Genomic DNA, 16,688 nt, shown 5'->3' with positions numbered 1-16,688 from the left:
CTGCTGGAGCCGGCCCTTGAAAGCCCTCGACGAACTCACTTTCGATAACCGCTTCGACCGCCTGGGCGATGCGTTTTCCGCCCATGTGCTGCCCGAGCCCATCGATAATCCGCGCCTGGTCGTGGCCAGCCCCGCCGCCATGGCGCTGCTGGACCTCGACCCGGCCGTGGCCGAAACCCCGGAGTTCGCCGAACTGTTCAGCGGCCACAAGCTCTGGGCCGACGCAATTCCAAGGGCGATGGTCTATTCGGGGCATCAGTTCGGTTCCTACAACCCGCAACTGGGCGACGGTCGTGGCCTGTTGCTCGGCGAGGTGTACAACGAGGCTGGCGAACACTGGGACCTGCACCTAAAAGGCGCCGGCCAGACGCCGTTCTCACGCATGGGCGATGGCCGGGCGGTACTGCGTTCGTCGATCCGCGAATTCCTCGCCTCCGAAGCCCTGAACGCGCTGAATATCCCGACCACCCGCGCCCTGTGCGTGATCGGCTCCGACACCCCGGTGTGGCGCGAAAAACAGGAGCGCGCGGCCATGGTCCTGCGCCTGGCGCCGAGCCATGTGCGCTTCGGGCACTTCGAATACTTCTACTACACCAAGCGCCCCGAGCAGCAGAAAGAGCTGGGTGATCACGTGCTGGCCATGCATTTTCCGCAGTGCCTGGAACAACCGGAGCCGTACCTGGCGATGTTCCGCGAAGTGGTGGAGCGCAATGCCGAACTGATCGCCAAATGGCAGGCGTATGGCTTCTGCCACGGGGTGATGAACACCGACAACATGTCGATCCTGGGCATCACCTTCGATTTCGGCCCGTTCGCCTTCCTCGACGACTTCGACGCCAACTTCATCTGCAACCACTCCGACGACCAGGGCCGTTACTCCTTCAGCAACCAGGTGCCAGTTGGCCAGTGGAACCTCAGCGCCCTGGCCCAGGCCCTGACGCCGTTCATCAGCGTCGAAGCCCTGCGCGAAACCCTCGGCCTGTACCTGCCGCTGTTCCAGGCTCATTACCAGGACCTGATGCGCCGCCGCCTCGGCCTGGCCACCGCGGAGGATGACGACCAGAAATTGCTGGAGAACCTGCTGCAACTCATGCAAAACAGCGGCGTCGACTACAGCCTGTTTTTCCGCCGCCTGGGTGATGAAGCACCGGAACAGGCCATCACCCGCTTGCGTGATGACTTCGTCGACCTCAAGGGCTTTGATGCCTGGGGCGAACTCTACGTCGCCCGGGTGGCACGTGAAGGTACGCTTGATCAACAGCAGCGCCGCCAGCGGATGCACGCGGTCAATCCGCTGTACATCCTGCGCAACTACCTGGCGCAGAAGGCCATCGAGGCGGCGCAGAACGGCGACTACTCGGAAGTCCGCCGGCTACACGCCGTGCTGAGCAATCCGTTCGAGGAACAACCGGGGATGCAAAGCTACGCCGAGCGACCACCGGAATGGGGCAAGCACCTGGAGATCAGTTGTTCGTCGTGAGGCACTGCACGATTGAAAATCTGCAGTCCTGTCTCCAGATAAGGATCATTCGCTTTCGACTGGACGTTTTGTCATGACCGACCCACTCCTCATCCCCTGCCCCCACTGCAACGGCCTCAACCGCATTCCCGCCGAGCGCCTGAACGACCACCCGAAGTGCGGGCGCTGCAAGGCTGAAGTCATGCTGAGCAAACCGTTTGAATTGAAACAAAGCGACTACGCCAGCCAGATCAAGGGCGATCTGCCGCTGCTGGTGGATGTGTGGGCGGACTGGTGCGGGCCGTGCAAGTCGTTTGCACCGGTGTTCGAGCAGGCGGCCGGGCAACTGGTGGGCAAGTGCCGACTGGCCAAGCTGGACAGCGAGGCGAACCAGCAGTTGTCGGCGCAATTGGGGATTCGCTCGATTCCGAGCCTGATCCTGTTCAAGAACGGCCGGGAAGTCGCCCGGCAGAGCGGGGCTTTTCCGTTACCGCAGTTGATGAGCTGGTTGCGTAGCCAGGGGATCTGAGACTGCCCGGAAAGATCGCAGCCTGCGGCAGCTCCTACAAGGACATCAGCGCCCAATCTGTAGGAGCTGCCGCAGGCTGCGATCTTTTGATCTTCAGGCGTTTTCCAGCAGGTTGTGCAACTCGACAAACTGCTGGGTCAGCTTGTGCCGCGGGTCGAGATGGATCAGTGGCGTATTGGCCTGGTGGGATTCGCGCATGCGTACCGAGCTGGCCAGGTACACCGGCAACACCGGCAGGCCTTCGGCGATCAGCTCATCGAGAATCTGCTGGGGCAGGCTGGCGCGGGCCTGGAACTGGTTGACGACAATGCCTTCGACTTCCAGGCCTTCGTTATGGTCGTCCTTCAACTCTTCGATTTCCGCCATCAGGCCATACAGTGCCTGGCGTGAAAAGCTGTCGCAATCGAAGGGAATCAATACACGATCAGCGGCAATCAACGCTGAAACCGCATAGAAGTTCAGCGCGGGCGGGGTGTCGAGGTAAATCCGGTCGTAGTCTTCGCTCAGCTCTTCAAGCAACTTACGCAGCTTGTTGATCTTGTGCTTGGCTTCAAGTTTTGGCTGCAAGTCCGCCAGTTCGGCGGTGGCGGTAATGACATGGAGGTTATCGAAGGGGGTTTCGTAGATGTCGACCTGATTCTTTTTGGAGAACGGCCCGGAAGACAGCGTCTGCTTGAAGAAATCGGCGATGCCCATCGGGATATCGCTACCGGTGAGCCCCGTCAGGTACTGAGTGGAGTTGGCCTGGGCATCGAGATCCACCAACAAGGTGCGAAAACCCTCGCTGGCACTGACCGCCGCCAGATTGCAGGCAATGCTGGATTTGCCAACGCCACCTTTCTGATTGAACACCACGCGCCGCATGTCAAAACCTCCGTGTATCAAAGAATGACCGAGTGTAGTGGTCCCCGGCATGGCTACGCTACCTCACCAGTGCAAGGACTACACAGTCAGTTGCCTTCTCCTGCTTGAAAGGCCCTGAACAGCCCGGCGATTCGACGCCAGAACTGACAGACGGAGTCATAATTCTGTGAATAATTACCAATCGTTCAATTTTTGCGAGCCAGTCGCTTCATCTTGCTGAGCAAAATGTAACCAGCATTTGCTACACGTTCCCGGCACCGGGATAATGCGCGCCACTCGGCGCCAAACGCCACGCAGGGTAAGTCCCGGCTTTCGGCCACTCCCCCGCGTCAAGTAAGCCCGTGAGGGTGGAATGAATGTCTGTGATCAACTTCAACATCGCCCAATGGCGCGCCTGGGCCCCTGGGCTTGATAGCGTGTCCGATTGGCAGGCCTGGTGCCGACAACCGGTTGTGCTGCCGGACAGCGATGCCGCTCCCGACGTTTCCTTTCTGCCGGCCATGCAGCGTCGGCGGCTCAGCCGTCTGGCGCGCATGGCGTTCAGTGTCGGCTGGCCATTGGCCGAAGGTCGGCAGGATCTGCCATTGGTCTTTGTTTCCCGTCACGGCGAAACGCCCCGCACGATCGAGATCCTCAGCGACCTGGCCACCGATCAACCGCTGTCGCCAACCCGCTTCAGCTTGTCGGTGCATAACGCGATCATTGGCCTGTGGTCGATCATGCGTGGTGAAACCAGCGAAATGACCGCCCTGGCCGCCGCAGGCGATGGCCTGGAACATGGCATGCTCGAAGCTGCCGCGCTGCTGGCTGAAGGCGCTGACGCGGTACTGCTGGTAGTCACCGAAGAGCGGCCGCCCGAGGCTTACTCGACCTGGATCGACGACGTACCGTTCCCTTATGCCGTCGGCCTGCTGATCACGCCCGGCACCGACTGGCGGTTGTCCCTGAACAGCCCCCCGGATGCGTTGTCCAAATCCCGCTGGCCCCACGCGCTGAATCTGCTGCGTACGCTGCTCGGCCAGCAAACCACCTGCCAACATGCCTGGAAAAATCGTGTATGGACCTGGCAACGCAACCCGTGACCGAGAAAAACCGCGACGCCTACCACTGGCGCTTGCTGGCCACCGCCGCGAGCTTTGCCCTGTTCGGGTTGGGCGGGCTGTGCCTGCGCCTGGTGATTTTCCCTGTGCTGAACTGCCTGCCGGGCGACGCCCGGACCCATCGGCTGCGGGCCCGGCAAACGGTCAGCCGCTGTTTCTGGATTTTTGTGCGTTTCATGGCCCGTACCGGGGTACTGACCTATAACATTGAAGGCGCGGAAAAACTCGGTCGTCCCGGGCAAATGATCATTGCCAATCACCCATCGCTGATCGACGTGGTCTTTCTGATCGGTCTGGTGCGTCACGCCAACTGCGTGGTCAAGCAAAGCCTCTGGGAAAACCCTTTCACTCGCGGGCCGCTGCGCTGCACCGAATACATCAGCAACGACGGCAGCATGGACATGCTCGACGCGGCTGCCGACGCGCTGAAAGACGGCCAGACCCTGATCATTTTCCCGGAAGGTACGCGCACCCGACCCGGCCAGCCGCCGGCCTTTCATCGGGGCGGCGCGGCAATCGCCCTGCGGGGTGCGAAAATCCTCACCCCGGTCATTATCAAAGTCAGCCCGACCACATTGACCAAGGCCGAGCCCTGGTATCGCATCCCCAAGCGGCGCGTGCACTTCAGTTTTCGGGTCGGGGCCGATATAGACCCACAGACCTTCGCCACGCAGGGGCCGGCTCCGCAGGCCTCGCGCAAGCTCAACGATTATCTACATTCTTACTTTATTAAGGAGCTCGCCGAAGATGAGCGATCTGCACCGTGATATCAAAATGCTTATCATCGACGCCCTTGGCCTGGAAGACATCAGTGCCGACGACATCGGCAATGAGCAGACCCTGTTCGGCGAAGGCCTGGGCCTGGACTCGGTGGACGCCCTGGAACTGGGCCTGGCCATCCAGAAAAAATACGGCATCAAGATCGACGCCGATGCCAAGGACACGCGCAATCACTTCAGTAACGTGGCGAGCCTTGCGGCGTTCGTCATTGCAAAACAGGCAGCTTGAGACCGGACCATGCAAACTCGTGACGACATTTTCAACACCCTGCGCGATGCCTTGGTCGAGCTTTTCGAGCTGGACCCTGAGCGTGTGAGCCTGGAATCCAACCTGTATCAGGACCTGGAAATCGACAGCATCGACGCGGTCGACCTGATTGATCACATCAAACGTCAGACCGGCAAGAAAATCGCCGCCGAAGAATTCAAATCGGTGCGTACCGTCAGTGACGTGGTCGAGGCGGTCTACCGTCTGGTTCAACCGGCCGCATGAATCGACTGATTGGCCTCGGCCTGCTGCTGGCGGGCCTTTTGTATCCCTTTGCGGTGTATTTCGGCATGGAGCATTTCGCCCCGTGGCAGTTCGGGATGCTGCTGGGCGCACTGTGGCTGGGCCGGGCGCTGACCGGCAAGCGACGGCCTGGCAGCCGGTGGATGGCCACGGTGGCCATTATGTTCTGCCTGTTGCTGGCACTGTTCGACAGCCCGGCGCTGTTGCGCTGGTATCCGGTGCTGATCAGCAGTTTCATGCTGGCGCTGTTCGGATCGAGCCTGATATTCGGCCCACCGATCGTTGAACGCCTGGCCCGGGTACGCGAGCCGCATTTGCCCGCCAAGGGTATTCGCTACACCCGTCAGGTAACCATCGCCTGGAGCGTTTTTTTTCTATGCAACGGTTTGTGTGCCGCCGCCCTGACACTCTGGGCGCCGCTGAGCTGGTGGACGCTGTACACCGGGCTGATTTCCTACGGATTGATAGGCCTGATGTTTGCCATTGAATGGCTCATACGACAAAGGGTACGAGGCCGCCCATGAATTGGATAAAACTTGAGCACCTGCTGCTCAAGGCTCAGCCTGAGCGTGCCGTAACGACCGCCCCGGCACTGGATCACGCCCGACTGTGCGAACAGGCACTGCGCCTGGCCGCCGGCCTGCAAGCCCGGGGTGTGCGGCAGATGGCCGTGCACCTTGAGGATGCCGCCGACCTGGCGATTGCCCTGTTCGGTGCCTGGCGTGCCGGAGTCAGTGTGCTGCTGCCGTCCGACCTGCAACCCCAGACCCGCCAACGCTGGTCAGGTGAAGTCGATCTGTGGCTGAGCGATCAGCCCGACGATGCGCACCTTGGCGACCTACAACAGCAGCCACTGAGTGCCGCCGCCCTGGACCTGGATAACTGCCGACTCAGCCTGTGCACCTCCGGCTCGAGTGGCGAACCCAAGCGCATCGAAAAAAACCTGCGCCAACTGGCCAATGAAGTCGAAGTCCTGGAACAGCTGTGGGGCGCCGACCTGGGCCCGGCATGCATCATTGGCAGCGTCGCCACCCAGCACATCTACGGCCTGCTGTTCCGGGTGCTGTGGCCGCTATGCGCCGGGCGCCCGTTCGTACGTCGGCAGTTGGCCTTTCCGGAAGACCTGCAACGCGCCAGCCGCGAGCACCCGGCCTTCGCCTGGGTGGCCAGCCCGGCGCTGCTCAAGCGCATGGGCGACAACCTCGACTGGCCTGCCTTGAGTTCCGTACGCCGGGTGTTTTCCTCCGGCGGCGCATTGCCGGTCGAGGCTGCACAGAGCCTGCATGAGCGTCTGGGGCAATGGCCAACGGAGATCTTCGGTAGTTCGGAAACCGGTGGAATCGCCTGGCGTCAGGGCGCGGAACTCTGGCAGCCCTTTGCCGGTGTCACGCTGACCCAGGACAGTGACGGTGCACTGCTGATCGCTTCGCCGTATTTGCCCCATGGCCATGTCGAACACACGGCCGATGCCGTGCGTATCTCTGTCGACGGTCGTTTCGAATTGCTTGGGCGACTGGACCGGATCGTCAAGCTGGAAGAAAAACGCATCTCGCTGCCGATGCTGGAACAAGCGCTGACGGCCCATGAATGGGTCATCGAAGCGCGGCTCGGTGTCGTTCAGGAAAACCGCGCCTCCCTGGGGGCATTGCTGGTGCTGAGCGATGCCGGTCTGCATGTGCTGCGCAATCAGGGGCGACGCAGCCTCACCGAGCAATTGCGCCAGCACCTGAGCCAACACTGCGAAGCCCTGGCCCTGCCAAGACGCTGGCGCCTGCTGCGCCAACTGCCGCTGAACGCTCAGGGCAAACTGCCCCAGGCCGACGTCGACGCCCTGCTGTTGGCGCCGCGCCCCAAGGCGCCCGAAGTGCTGGAACAAACCGAAAGCGATGGCGAGTGGAGCCTGCAACTGGCGGTGCCACCGGACCTGGCCTATTTCAGCGGACACTTCCCCACGGCGCCGGTGTTGCCTGGCGTGGTGCAGGTGGACTGGGCGCTGAGCCTGGGCCGGCAATTGATGAACCTGCCGAAAAAATTTGCCGGCATGGAAGTCTTGAAGTTCCAGCAACTGGTGCGCCCGGGAGATGAAATCCAGCTGCACCTGCGCTTCGACCCGGCCCGCGGCAAATTGTATTTCACCTATCGCGACGAAACCGCCACCTGCTCCAGCGGGCGGATCTTGCTGGAGGCGGCGCATGCATAAGCCGGGTGAGTGCTGCGCACTCAATCGCGAGCAGGCTCGCTCCCACACTGGATTTGTGAACGACACAGCCCCCCTGTGGGAGCGGCGGTGCGACGATTCGACTTGCTCGCGAAGCAGGCACCTCGGTCTTTCAGGTGTACACCAACATGCATAGCCCCTGCGCCATCGTCCCGGTGTATAACCACGAAACAGCCATTACCACGGTGGTCGATGCGCTGATCGCCAGCCATCTGCCGTGCATCCTGGTGGACGATGCCAGCAGCCCGCGTTGCGCCCGGGTGCTGGATCGCCTGGCCCAGCGTGAAATGGTTTACCTGATCCGCCTGGCCGAAAACCAGGGCAAGGGTGGCGCGGTCATGACCGGTTTGCGCGAAGCTTCGCGCCTGGGTTTCAGCCATGCCTTACAGGTGGATGCCGATGGCCAGCACGATTTGCAGGACGTCCAACGCTTCATCGAACAGTCACGCCGCTACCCACGAGCGTTGATTTGCGGTTATCCGCAATATGACGCCAGCGTGCCGAAAGGCCGTTTGTATGCACGCTACCTGACTCACGTCATGGTCTGGATCAACACCCTGTCATTGCAGATTCGCGACTCCATGTGCGGTTTCCGGGTCTACCCTTTGGCACCGGTCCTGGCGTTGATCGAGTCAGCAAAAATCGGCAAGCGCATGGACTTCGACTCGGACATCCTGGTGCGCCTGTCCTGGCGCAATCAGCCGATGTTATGGCTGCAAACCAAGGTCCATTACCCGCTGGACGGCGTTTCGCACTTTCGGATGTTCCACGACAACGTCCTGATTTCCAGCATGCACACGCGGCTGTTCTTCGGCATGTTGCTGCGTGCGCCAGTGATCCTCTGGCGACGGTGGCGGGCATGAGTGCAGACAAGCAACACTGGGCCGACCGCAAAGAACGGGGCAGTTTCTGGCTGATGAAGCTCACCGCGTTCGGCGCCAAAGTGCTGGGCCGTCGAGTACTGAGCCCAGTGTTGTACGGCATCGTCCTGTACTTTTTCCTGTTCGGTCGCAGCGCCCGACACAGTGCCTGGCAATACCAGCAACGGCTGGCCGACTGGAGCGGTCGCAGCGAATTGCGCCCGAGCCATTGGCGGGTGTTCGGCCAGTTCATGGCTTTCGCCGATTCGATGCTCGACAAACTCGACGTCTGGAACGGCAAGCTGAGCATCGAACAAATCGAAATCATCGACCCGGCGCTGCTGCGTGACCAGCTGCGCGGTGCCCGCGGGCAGATGCTGGTGGGCGCACACCTGGGCAATCTGGAAGTCTGCCGCGCACTGGCGGAGATCGGCGAAAAGGTCACGATGAACGTGCTGGTGCACACCAAGCACGCCGAACAGTTCAACCGTTTACTGGGTGAAGCCGGGGCGACCAATTTGCGCTTGATCCAGGTCAGCGAACTGGACCCCGGGATCATGCTGCAACTGAGCGAGCGCCTGGAGCGTGGCGAGTGGCTGGCGATCGCCGGCGACCGCGTGCCGCTGCATGGCGGACGCTGCGCGACCGTGGACTTCCTCGGTCATTCGGCCAGGTTCCCCCAGGGCCCGTGGTTGCTGGCCGGCCTGCTGAAATGCCCGGTCAACCTGCTGCTGTGCCTGAAAAAGCCCGACGGTGACTATCGACTGACCATCGAGCCGTTCGCTGAGGCAATCACCTGGAAACGTACTGACCGCGAACAGGTCATTCATCAGTGGGCCTCCCGCTACGCCGAACGCTTGGGTCACTATTGCCTTGAAGCGCCCCAACAATGGTTCAACTTTTACCCTTTCTGGAAGACCGATGACGACGCCAACGCTTGAGCCGGTAACCTTCGGCGAACGCCCTTTGCGCATAGAAGATGTGCTGGCACTGGCCAACCGCAAAGTGCCGACGCTGTTGCAAAGCGATCCCGCCTACCGCGAGCGCATCGCCAAGGGCGCGCGTTTTCTGGACTCTCTGCTGGACAAGGAAGGCGTGATCTACGGCGTGACCACCGGTTACGGCGACTCTTGCGTGGTCGCGGTGCCGCTGCATCACGTCGAGGCGCTGCCCCGTCACCTGTACACCTTCCACGGCTGTGGCCTGGGCAAACTGCTCGACGCCCAGGCCACCCGCGCGGTACTGGCGGCGCGTTTGCAGTCGTTGTGCCACGGTGTTTCCGGAGTGCGAGTGGAGCTGCTGGAGCGCCTGCAGGCGTTCCTTGAACACGACATCCTGCCGCTGATTCCAGAGGAAGGCTCGGTGGGCGCCAGTGGTGACCTGACGCCGCTTTCGTACGTGGCCGCCACGCTGTCCGGTGAACGCGAGGTGATGTTCCGCGGCGAGCGCCGGCAAGCTGCCGATGTGCACCGCGAACTCGGCTGGCAGCCACTGGTGTTGCGTCCGAAAGAAGCCTTGGCGCTGATGAACGGCACCGCAGTGATGACCGGGCTGGCCTGCCTGGCGTACGCCCGCGCCGATTACCTGCTGCACCTGGCCACGCGCATTACCGCGCTGAACGTGGTCGCCCTGCAAGGCAACCCGGAGCACTTCGACGAGCGCCTGTTCGCCGCCAAGCCACACCCGGGGCAGATGCAGGTCGCCGCGTGGTTGCGCGAGGATCTGGCCATCGACGCGCCCACCGCGCCCTTGCATCGTCTGCAAGATCGCTACTCCCTGCGTTGCGCCCCCCATGTGCTGGGCGTACTGGCCGACAGCCTGAACTGGCTGCGCTCATTCATCGAGATCGAGCTCAACAGTGCCAACGACAACCCGATCATCGACGCCGAGGCCGAGCGAGTGCTGCACGGTGGGCACTTCTACGGAGGCCACATCGCCTTCGCCATGGACAGCCTGAAAAACCTCGTGGCCAACGTCGCCGACCTGTTGGATCGACAACTCGCGCTGCTGGTGGACGAGCGCTACAACCATGGCTTGCCGAGCAACCTGTCGGGTGCCACGGCCGACCGCGCCATGCTCAACCACGGCTTCAAGGCGGTGCAGATCGGCACCAGCGCCTGGACTGCCGAAGCCCTGAAGAACACCATGCCGGCCAGCGTCTTCTCGCGCTCCACCGAATGCCACAACCAGGACAAGGTCAGCATGGGCACCATCGCCGCCCGGGATGCGATCCGCGTGCTGGAACTCACCGAACAAGTGGCGGCCGCCACGCTGCTGGCGGCCAATCAGGGCGTCTGGCTGCGCGGCCAGGCCGAAGATGCACGCCCCCTGCCACCCGCTTTGGCGACCATGCACGAAGCCTTGGCCAAGGACTTCCCACCGGTCATCGAAGACCGCGCGCTGGAAGGCGAATTGCGCCTGTGCCTGCAACGCATCGCCGAACAACACTGGAGGCTGCATGCGTAGCAAGGGATTTCTCTACACCGACACGGAAATCGTCGTACCGTTCTTTGACGTCGACAGCATGCACGTGGTCTGGCACGGCCATTACGTCAAATACCTGGAGGTGGCCCGCTGTGCGCTGCTGGACAAGATCGGCCACAACTACACGGCGATGAACGAATCCGGCTATGCCTGGCCGGTGATCGACCTGCAATTGCGCTACGTGCGCGGCGCGGTGTTCGGCCAGACGCTCAACGTGCGCGCCAACCTGGTGGAGTGGGAGAACCGCTTGAAGATCAACTACCTGATCAGCGACCTGCAAACCGGTGAGCGCCTGACCCGAGCCATGTCGGTACAGGTGGCCGTCGACATCGCCAGCCGCGAGATGCAACTGGCCTCGCCGACAGTGTTCACCGACGCGGTTGAGAGGGTACTGGGATGATCGATATTTCCCTTGAGACCAGCCGCCCCCCCTGTGGCGAGCGAGCTTGCTCGCGCTCGAGTGCGCAGCACTCGCAACCCCGCCGAGGTTTGCTGACGTATTGGGGCCGCTACGCAGCCCAGCGCGAGCAAGCTCGCTCGCCACGTTTCTCAGTGTTCAAATTCCTCAGTGTTTTGGCGTTACTCGGGGTGTCGTCGATGGCCAGTGCCTTCGACCTGCAACAACTCAGCGATCAACTGGCCAGGCCCGAGGTGATCCACGGCAGTTTCATCCAGGAAAAACACCTGCGCGCCCTGTCCCAGCCGCTGACCAGCAAGGGCACGTTCGTGCTGGCCAAAAACCACGGCTTGTTGTGGCTGCTGAAAACGCCACTGCAACAGGACTATCGCATCACCGCCAAAGGCATTGCCCGGCGCGACGGCATTGTCTGGCAAATGCTGCCGGGCAAAAGCGCCGGTGCCGAGCAGAACCGTTTGTTCCTCGCCGTGCTGCAAGGTGACAGCAGTGGCCTGCAACGGGATTTCGAACTGTCCCTGAGCGGCGATGCGCAGAACTGGAAACTCACGCTGCTGCCGCGCTCGATGCTGCTCAAGCAGGTGTTCAACCAGATCAACATTACCGGCGCAGAACTGGTGCACAGCATCGAACTGCTCGAGACCCAGGGCGACAGTACGTTATTGCGCATGCAGGACAGCACCAGCAGCCAGCCGTTGAGCGACGCGGAGCAGCATGACTTTGCCGAGTGAACGGTGGTTGCCACGGTTGTTCCTGATCCTGCTGCTGGCAGTACTGGCGCTCGCCGGTTGGCAATGGCGTGACGCCGCGCCGCTGTCGGCCAACCTGATGGACCTGGTGCCCGGTACGGCGCCCGACGCTCTGGAACTGCGCGCTGAACAACGCATGCAAGAGCCGCTGAACCGCGAAATGCTGGTGCTGGTCGGCCACAGTGATCGCCAGCAGGCCGTCGCCATGGCGCAGACACTCGGCGAGCAATGGCAGGCCAGCGGCTTGTTCGAAAAGGTCCAGTGGACCCTGCAAGCCGACTTGCCGGCGTTGCGCACACAATTGCTGCAAGGTCGCCTGGCGATGCTCCAGGCGGCGGACCGGCAACTGCTGATCGAGCACCCCGACACCTTTATCCAGCAACGGGTGCAAGCGTTGTTCGACCCGTTCAACGGGTACAGCCTGGTGCCGAGCCAGGACGACTGGCTGGGCCTGACCGGGCGCATCCAGAACAGCCAGCCGCAACGTGGTTCGGTGCAACTGGACATCGGCAGCGGCGCCCTGGTCGCCGATGCCGATGGCAAGAGCTGGGTGCTGCTGCGCGCGCGCACCACCGGCAACGCCTTCGACATGAACCTGCCGCTGCAGGTGGCCGACCTGCTTGAACACAGCCGCGAGGAAGCCGCCCGGCACGACGTGCAACTGCTCGCCGCCAGCGGCCTGTTGTACGCCGCCAGCGGTCAACGACAGGCCGCCCGGGAGATGACCTGGGTCGGTGGCGGTGCCACCGTGGGGATTTTGTTGCTGCTGCTGTTGGCCTTCCGGCGCTGGCGCGTCTTGCTGGCGTTCGTGCCGGTGCTGGTGGGCATGCTCTGCGGTGCGGTGGCCTGCGTTGCGTTGTTCGGCCATATGCACGTGATGACCCTGGTACTGGGCTCAAGCCTGATCGGTGTCGCCGTCGACTACCCGCTGCATTACCTGTCCAAGAGCTGGAGCCTGAAACCCTGGCACAGCTGGCCGGCCCTGCGCCTGACCCTGCCCGGGCTGACCCTGAGCCTGATCACCAGCGGCATCGGCTATCTGGCCCTGGCCTGGACACCCTTCCCGGCGCTGACCCAGATTGCCGTGTTCTCCGCCGCCGGTTTGCTCGGTGCCTATCTGTCCGCCGTGTGCCTGCTGCCGGCATTGCTCAAGGGCGTAGACCTGCGCCCGGCGCAATGGCCATTGCGCGTTTGCGAGTTTTTGCTGGGCTGTCGTGAAGCACTGCTCAAACACCTGAAAACGCCAGTCTTGCTGGCACTGCTGATCGCTTTTTGCGTGGCTGGCCTGCTGCAACTGGGCAGCAAAAACGACATTCGTCAGTGGATCAGCGCGCCGCAACAATTGACCGACGAAGCCCAGGCCATTGCCCGGATCACCGGCTATCAACCCACCAGCCAGTTCTTCCTGATACGCGCCGCCGATCAGCAGCAGTTGCTCGAACGCCAGACCGCCCTGAGAGAGCGGCTGGATCAATTGATTGGCCTGGAAAAGCTCCAGGGCTATCTGTCGCTCAATCAACTGGTCAGCCCGCCGAACGAACAGCAACAGGTGCGCGAAACGCTGAACAAACTGCCTTCCTTCTGGCAACCCTTGCTCGACATCGGCGTACCGGCCGAGGCGCTGCAAGCCGAGCTGACGAAGCTACAGGCACTGCCGACCGTGGACATCGACGCAGCGCTCAGCGGCCCGTTGGCAGAACCCTACCGGCCCTTGTGGCTGGGGCCGACCGATGACGGCGTGGCGGCGATGGTCAGCCTGCAAGGCATCAACAACCCGGCCCTGCTGCGGCTCCAGGGCGAGGACTTGCCCGGCGTGACACTGGTGGATCGACTGGGTGAGTTGAACAACGTCTTCGCGGCCACCCAAATCAGTGCCGCTGAACTGAAGCTCGCCTCCTGCGTGCTGATCGTGCTGGTGCTGATCCTGCCATTCGGCCTCGGCGGCGCGTTGCGAATCGTGTCCCTGCCCCTGCTGGCGGCGTTGTGCAGCCTGGCCAGTCTCGGCTGGCTGGGGCAGCCGCTGACCCTGTTCAGCCTGTTCGGCCTGCTGCTGGTGACGGCGATCAGCGTCGATTACGCGATCCTGATGCGCGAACAGGTCGGCGGCGCAGCCGTGAGCCTGCTGGGCACCCTGCTGGCGGCGTTGACCACCTGGCTGTCGTTCGGCCTGCTGGCGGTGTCGAGCACCCCGGCGGTGAGCAACTTCGGGCTGTCGGTGAGCCTGGGCCTGATCTTCAGCTTCCTGCTCGCGCCGTGGGCCGGTCGCCAGGTGCATGAGCCCACGGCCATGGAGCGGGCAATATGATGGTCGTTCTGTTCTGGGCGATGGCGCTGGTGTTGTTCGCCCTGGCGACCCGTGTCGGCCGGCATTTCGGCTTGATTCCCATCGTCAGCCAGTTGCTGCTGGCGACCCTTGGCCTGCCGCTGTTGATGTATTTCTGGATCGAGCCCCAATGGCAATTGAGCGGTGCGCTGCTGGTGTCGCCGGGCTGGCTGAAGAACCTCTACAGCCTGAGCTTTGCCCTGTTGCTGGGCTACATCCTCAGCGATGTGATCGACCTGCAACTGGATCGCCAAAGCCTGAAAATCGCCCTTCCCAGCTTTTGCATTCCGTTTGCCTGCGGCCTGGCCACGGCGGTCTGGTTGTTGCCGGCACAACCGTGGATCAGCTCGCTGGCCGTCGGCCTGTTGTTCGCCATCACCGCGATTCCGGTGCTGTACCTGTACCTGCGGCACATCGATTACCCACCCGCCGCCACCCGACGTCTGGTGCAAACCGCGATCCTCATCGACCTCGCCTGCTGGACGCTGTTCGGCATCGCCCAGGGCAGCCTGCACCTGAGCAGCCTGTTGCTGCCGTTGGCCGGCGCGTGCCTGCCGGTGCTGCTGCGGTTGCTCGGTTTGCGCCAGACATGGCTTTACAGCCTGAGCTTTTTCGCCCTGCTGGTCGTCGCCGAACACTTCAAGCTCAATGCGCTGATTTTCGGCATCGGCTATGTGTTGATCATGGCCGCGCTGAAAGCCCCACTGGTCCTGCCACTGCCAGCCGTGTGGATGGGCCGCTTGCAGACGTACATCGCCATCCCGCTGATCCTTACGTTCGGCATTGTGCAGATCAATGTGCACAGCGCGATGGACAGCCTCGGTTGGGGGCAACTGCTCGCCCTGCTGCTGTTGCCGATGCTGAGCAAACTGCTGGGCAACTGGCTCGGCCTCGGCTGGGCCGGGGCCTCGTTCCAGGGCGCCAGCCGCTGGCGGGAAAGTGTGCTGCTGAACATCCGCGGCTTGAGCGAGATCGTTTTTCTCAACCTGCTGCTGCAACAACAACTCATCAGCCCGCCGCTGTACTTTGCCCTGATGCTGATGGGCCTGATCGCTACACTGCTGCCAGCCCTGACCGGCATGCACCGAATTCCCCTGAAAGCCGCTGTCCCCGCAAGGAGCCCCCATGCCAACCGTTGAAATGGAATGTCGCCAGGTCGTGGTCATCGGCGCCGGTCCATCCGGCGCCATCGCCGCCGCGTTGCTCAAGCGCAAGGGACACGATGTGCTGGTGATCGAGCGCCAGCATTTTCCACGGTTTTCCATCGGTGAAAGCCTATTGGCCCATTGCCTTGATTTCGTCGAAGAGGCGGGCATGCTCGACGCCGTCAACGCCGCCGGCTTCCAGCTGAAAACCGGTGCCGCGTTTGCCTGGGGCGAGCGCTACAGCGCGTTCGATTTCGGCGAGACGTTCAGCCACGGCAAATCGACGACATATCAGGTCCTGCGTGCCGATTTCGATAAGCTGCTGGCCGATCAGGCTACGTTGCAAGGCGTGGAGATCCGCTATGGCGAAACCATCGTCGACGTCGACATTGCCCCCGGAAAACCGCAGCTCGGCGTGCGCCGCGAAGACGGTAGCGAGTACCGCGTCGAGGCCGGTTTCCTGCTCGATGCCAGTGGCTACGGCCGCGTACTGCCGCGCTTGCTCGACCTCGAGGCGCCGTCGAACTTCCCGGTGCGTCAGGCCGTGTTCACTCACGTCGAAGACCGTATCGACCTCCCGACCTTCGATCGCAGCAAGATCCTGGTGACCACTCACCCGACCCTGCGCGACGTATGGTTCTGGACCATCCCGTTCAGTAACGGGCGTTGCTCGGTCGGCGTGGTCGCCGCCGAGGAACGTTTCGCCGGCCGCAGCGATAATCTGGACGAGTGCCTGCGCAGCTTTATTGCCGAGACGCCAAGCCTGGCCAGCGTGTTGCAAAATGCGCAGTGGGATACCGAGGCCCGAACCATCGGCGGATACTCGGCCAACGTCAAAACCCTGCACGGTCCGGGCTTCGCGCTGCTGGGCAATGCCGCGGAATTCCTCGACCCGGTGTTTTCCTCCGGCGTGACCATCGCCATGCGTTCGGCGAGCATGGCCGCCGGGGTTTTGCACCGTCAGCTGCAAGGCGAAGCCGTCGACTGGCAAACCGAGTTCGCCGAACCGCTCAAGCGCGGCGTCGACACGTTCCGCTGCTACGTCGAAGGCTGGTACGCGGGGACCTTCCAGGATGTGATCTTCCATGAGGGCAGTTCGCCGGAAATCCGCAGGATGATCAGCTCCATACTTGCCGGATATGCCTGGGATCAAAGCAACCCGTTCGTCAGCGAAGCCAGGCGCCGGTTGAAGGTGATATCAGAATTCTGTGCAAGGGATGCGTCATGAACCACTTGTGTGTGCAAGCCAGCC

17 protein-coding genes are annotated in these 16,688 nt (G+C 62.4%); 16 read left to right on the top strand and 1 reads right to left on the bottom strand.

Annotation, left to right across the window (positions count from 1 at the left end; all coding sequences use genetic code 11):
- Nucleotides 1-16: 16 nt before the first annotated feature.
- Together selO and trxC are read left to right on the top strand one after the other, a co-directional pair.
- The gene (gene selO, locus AB4O40_RS19715; protein ID WP_460053599.1) at nt 17-1,480 is read left to right on the top strand and encodes a protein adenylyltransferase SelO; all 1,464 of its coding nucleotides are present in this window, start codon (nt 17-19) and stop codon (nt 1,478-1,480) included.
- A 73-nt stretch (nt 1,481-1,553) separates the two neighbouring features.
- A complete protein-coding gene (gene trxC, locus AB4O40_RS19710; RefSeq protein WP_056725595.1) occupies nt 1,554-1,988 on the top strand; it encodes a thioredoxin TrxC in 435 nt (144 codons plus the stop codon).
- A gap of 93 nt (nt 1,989-2,081) precedes the next feature.
- Here the strand turns inward: trxC and AB4O40_RS19705 are convergent, their stop codons facing one another.
- On the bottom strand, nt 2,082-2,852 hold the full coding sequence (locus tag AB4O40_RS19705) for a ParA family protein (protein ID WP_015093167.1): 771 nt from the start codon (nt 2,850-2,852) through the stop codon (nt 2,082-2,084).
- Nucleotides 2,853-3,208: 356 nt separating this feature from the next.
- On the opposite strand from AB4O40_RS19705, the gene AB4O40_RS19700 reads away from it, so the two are divergent.
- The 14 genes from AB4O40_RS19700 to AB4O40_RS19635 all read left to right on the top strand — a co-directional run bounded on the left by AB4O40_RS19700 (nt 3,209) and on the right by AB4O40_RS19635 (nt 16,664).
- The gene (locus AB4O40_RS19700; protein WP_056725598.1) at nt 3,209-3,934 is read left to right on the top strand and encodes a beta-ketoacyl synthase chain length factor; all 726 of its coding nucleotides are present in this window, start codon (nt 3,209-3,211) and stop codon (nt 3,932-3,934) included.
- Complete coding sequence (locus AB4O40_RS19695; RefSeq protein WP_223541755.1) at nt 3,910-4,719, top strand: lysophospholipid acyltransferase family protein; 810 nt, start codon at nt 3,910-3,912, stop codon at nt 4,717-4,719. The genes AB4O40_RS19700 and AB4O40_RS19695 overlap by 25 nt, the downstream gene beginning before the upstream one ends.
- Nucleotides 4,700-4,960 (top strand): phosphopantetheine-binding protein, encoded by a 261-nt coding sequence (locus AB4O40_RS19690; RefSeq protein WP_056725601.1) that lies wholly within the window; start codon nt 4,700-4,702, stop codon nt 4,958-4,960. Before AB4O40_RS19695 ends, AB4O40_RS19690 begins: the two co-directional genes overlap by 20 nt.
- A 9-nt stretch (nt 4,961-4,969) precedes the next feature.
- Nucleotides 4,970-5,224, top strand: a complete 255-nt coding sequence (locus tag AB4O40_RS19685; protein WP_007992314.1) for an acyl carrier protein — start codon at nt 4,970-4,972, stop codon at nt 5,222-5,224.
- On the top strand, nt 5,221-5,766 hold the full coding sequence (locus AB4O40_RS19680) for a COG4648 family protein (RefSeq protein ID WP_056725603.1): 546 nt from the start codon (nt 5,221-5,223) through the stop codon (nt 5,764-5,766). The genes AB4O40_RS19685 and AB4O40_RS19680 overlap by 4 nt, the downstream gene beginning before the upstream one ends.
- Complete coding sequence (locus tag AB4O40_RS19675) at nt 5,763-7,442, top strand: acyl-CoA synthetase family protein (protein ID WP_056725604.1); 1,680 nt, start codon at nt 5,763-5,765, stop codon at nt 7,440-7,442. The genes AB4O40_RS19680 and AB4O40_RS19675 overlap by 4 nt, the downstream gene beginning before the upstream one ends.
- Nucleotides 7,443-7,588: 146 nt before the next feature.
- Nucleotides 7,589-8,323 carry a glycosyltransferase family 2 protein gene (locus AB4O40_RS19670; protein WP_414914188.1) on the top strand — a complete coding sequence of 245 codons (735 nt, stop codon included), beginning with the start codon at nt 7,589-7,591 and terminating at the stop codon, nt 8,321-8,323.
- Nucleotides 8,320-9,261 (top strand): LpxL/LpxP family acyltransferase, encoded by a 942-nt coding sequence (locus AB4O40_RS19665; protein ID WP_056725620.1) that lies wholly within the window; start codon nt 8,320-8,322, stop codon nt 9,259-9,261. Before AB4O40_RS19670 ends, AB4O40_RS19665 begins: the two co-directional genes overlap by 4 nt.
- Nucleotides 9,242-10,786, top strand: a complete 1,545-nt coding sequence (locus AB4O40_RS19660; RefSeq protein WP_056725628.1) for an HAL/PAL/TAL family ammonia-lyase — start codon at nt 9,242-9,244, stop codon at nt 10,784-10,786. Before AB4O40_RS19665 ends, AB4O40_RS19660 begins: the two co-directional genes overlap by 20 nt.
- Entirely contained in the window at nt 10,779-11,204 is a 426-nt protein-coding gene (locus AB4O40_RS19655) for an acyl-CoA thioesterase (protein ID WP_056725634.1), read from the top strand. Before AB4O40_RS19660 ends, AB4O40_RS19655 begins: the two co-directional genes overlap by 8 nt.
- A gap of 197 nt (nt 11,205-11,401) precedes the next feature.
- Nucleotides 11,402-11,950 carry an outer membrane lipoprotein carrier protein LolA gene (locus AB4O40_RS19650; protein WP_223541756.1) on the top strand — a complete coding sequence of 183 codons (549 nt, stop codon included), beginning with the start codon at nt 11,402-11,404 and terminating at the stop codon, nt 11,948-11,950.
- Nucleotides 11,934-14,273, top strand: a complete 2,340-nt coding sequence (locus AB4O40_RS19645) for an MMPL family transporter (protein WP_460053604.1) — start codon at nt 11,934-11,936, stop codon at nt 14,271-14,273. Before AB4O40_RS19650 ends, AB4O40_RS19645 begins: the two co-directional genes overlap by 17 nt.
- Nucleotides 14,270-15,430 carry a sodium:proton antiporter gene (locus AB4O40_RS19640; protein WP_460053605.1) on the top strand — a complete coding sequence of 387 codons (1,161 nt, stop codon included), beginning with the start codon at nt 14,270-14,272 and terminating at the stop codon, nt 15,428-15,430. The genes AB4O40_RS19645 and AB4O40_RS19640 overlap by 4 nt, the downstream gene beginning before the upstream one ends.
- Nucleotides 15,417-16,664: an NAD(P)/FAD-dependent oxidoreductase gene (locus AB4O40_RS19635; protein WP_409078548.1), complete on the top strand. Its 1,248-nt coding sequence runs from the start codon at nt 15,417-15,419 to the stop codon at nt 16,662-16,664. Before AB4O40_RS19640 ends, AB4O40_RS19635 begins: the two co-directional genes overlap by 14 nt.
- Nucleotides 16,665-16,688: the final 24 nt, after the last annotated feature.

Source organism: Pseudomonas sp. S2_F07, from assembly GCF_054668325.1.
Note: the sequence above shows the minus strand (reverse complement) of the source record. Positions and strands in the feature narration are given on the sequence as shown.

Coding starts and splice junctions, on each gene's coding strand:
- AB4O40_RS19640 (WP_460053605.1), top strand. CDS start 14,270: ATGATGGTCGTTCTGTTCTGGGCGATGGCGCTGGTGTTGTTCGCCCTG.
- AB4O40_RS19655 (WP_056725634.1), top strand. CDS start 10,779: ATGCGTAGCAAGGGATTTCTCTACACCGACACGGAAATCGTCGTACCG.
- AB4O40_RS19650 (WP_223541756.1), top strand. CDS start 11,402: ATGGCCAGTGCCTTCGACCTGCAACAACTCAGCGATCAACTGGCCAGG.
- AB4O40_RS19680 (WP_056725603.1), top strand. CDS start 5,221: ATGAATCGACTGATTGGCCTCGGCCTGCTGCTGGCGGGCCTTTTGTAT.
- AB4O40_RS19675 (WP_056725604.1), top strand. CDS start 5,763: ATGAATTGGATAAAACTTGAGCACCTGCTGCTCAAGGCTCAGCCTGAG.
- trxC (WP_056725595.1), top strand. CDS start 1,554: ATGACCGACCCACTCCTCATCCCCTGCCCCCACTGCAACGGCCTCAAC.
- AB4O40_RS19665 (WP_056725620.1), top strand. CDS start 8,320: ATGAGTGCAGACAAGCAACACTGGGCCGACCGCAAAGAACGGGGCAGT.
- AB4O40_RS19685 (WP_007992314.1), top strand. CDS start 4,970: ATGCAAACTCGTGACGACATTTTCAACACCCTGCGCGATGCCTTGGTC.
- AB4O40_RS19690 (WP_056725601.1), top strand. CDS start 4,700: ATGAGCGATCTGCACCGTGATATCAAAATGCTTATCATCGACGCCCTT.
- AB4O40_RS19705 (WP_015093167.1), bottom strand. CDS start 2,852: ATGCGGCGCGTGGTGTTCAATCAGAAAGGTGGCGTTGGCAAATCCAGC.
- AB4O40_RS19695 (WP_223541755.1), top strand. CDS start 3,910: ATGGACCTGGCAACGCAACCCGTGACCGAGAAAAACCGCGACGCCTAC.
- AB4O40_RS19635 (WP_409078548.1), top strand. CDS start 15,417: ATGCCAACCGTTGAAATGGAATGTCGCCAGGTCGTGGTCATCGGCGCC.
- AB4O40_RS19670 (WP_414914188.1), top strand. CDS start 7,589: ATGCATAGCCCCTGCGCCATCGTCCCGGTGTATAACCACGAAACAGCC.
- AB4O40_RS19660 (WP_056725628.1), top strand. CDS start 9,242: ATGACGACGCCAACGCTTGAGCCGGTAACCTTCGGCGAACGCCCTTTG.
- AB4O40_RS19700 (WP_056725598.1), top strand. CDS start 3,209: ATGTCTGTGATCAACTTCAACATCGCCCAATGGCGCGCCTGGGCCCCT.
- AB4O40_RS19645 (WP_460053604.1), top strand. CDS start 11,934: ATGACTTTGCCGAGTGAACGGTGGTTGCCACGGTTGTTCCTGATCCTG.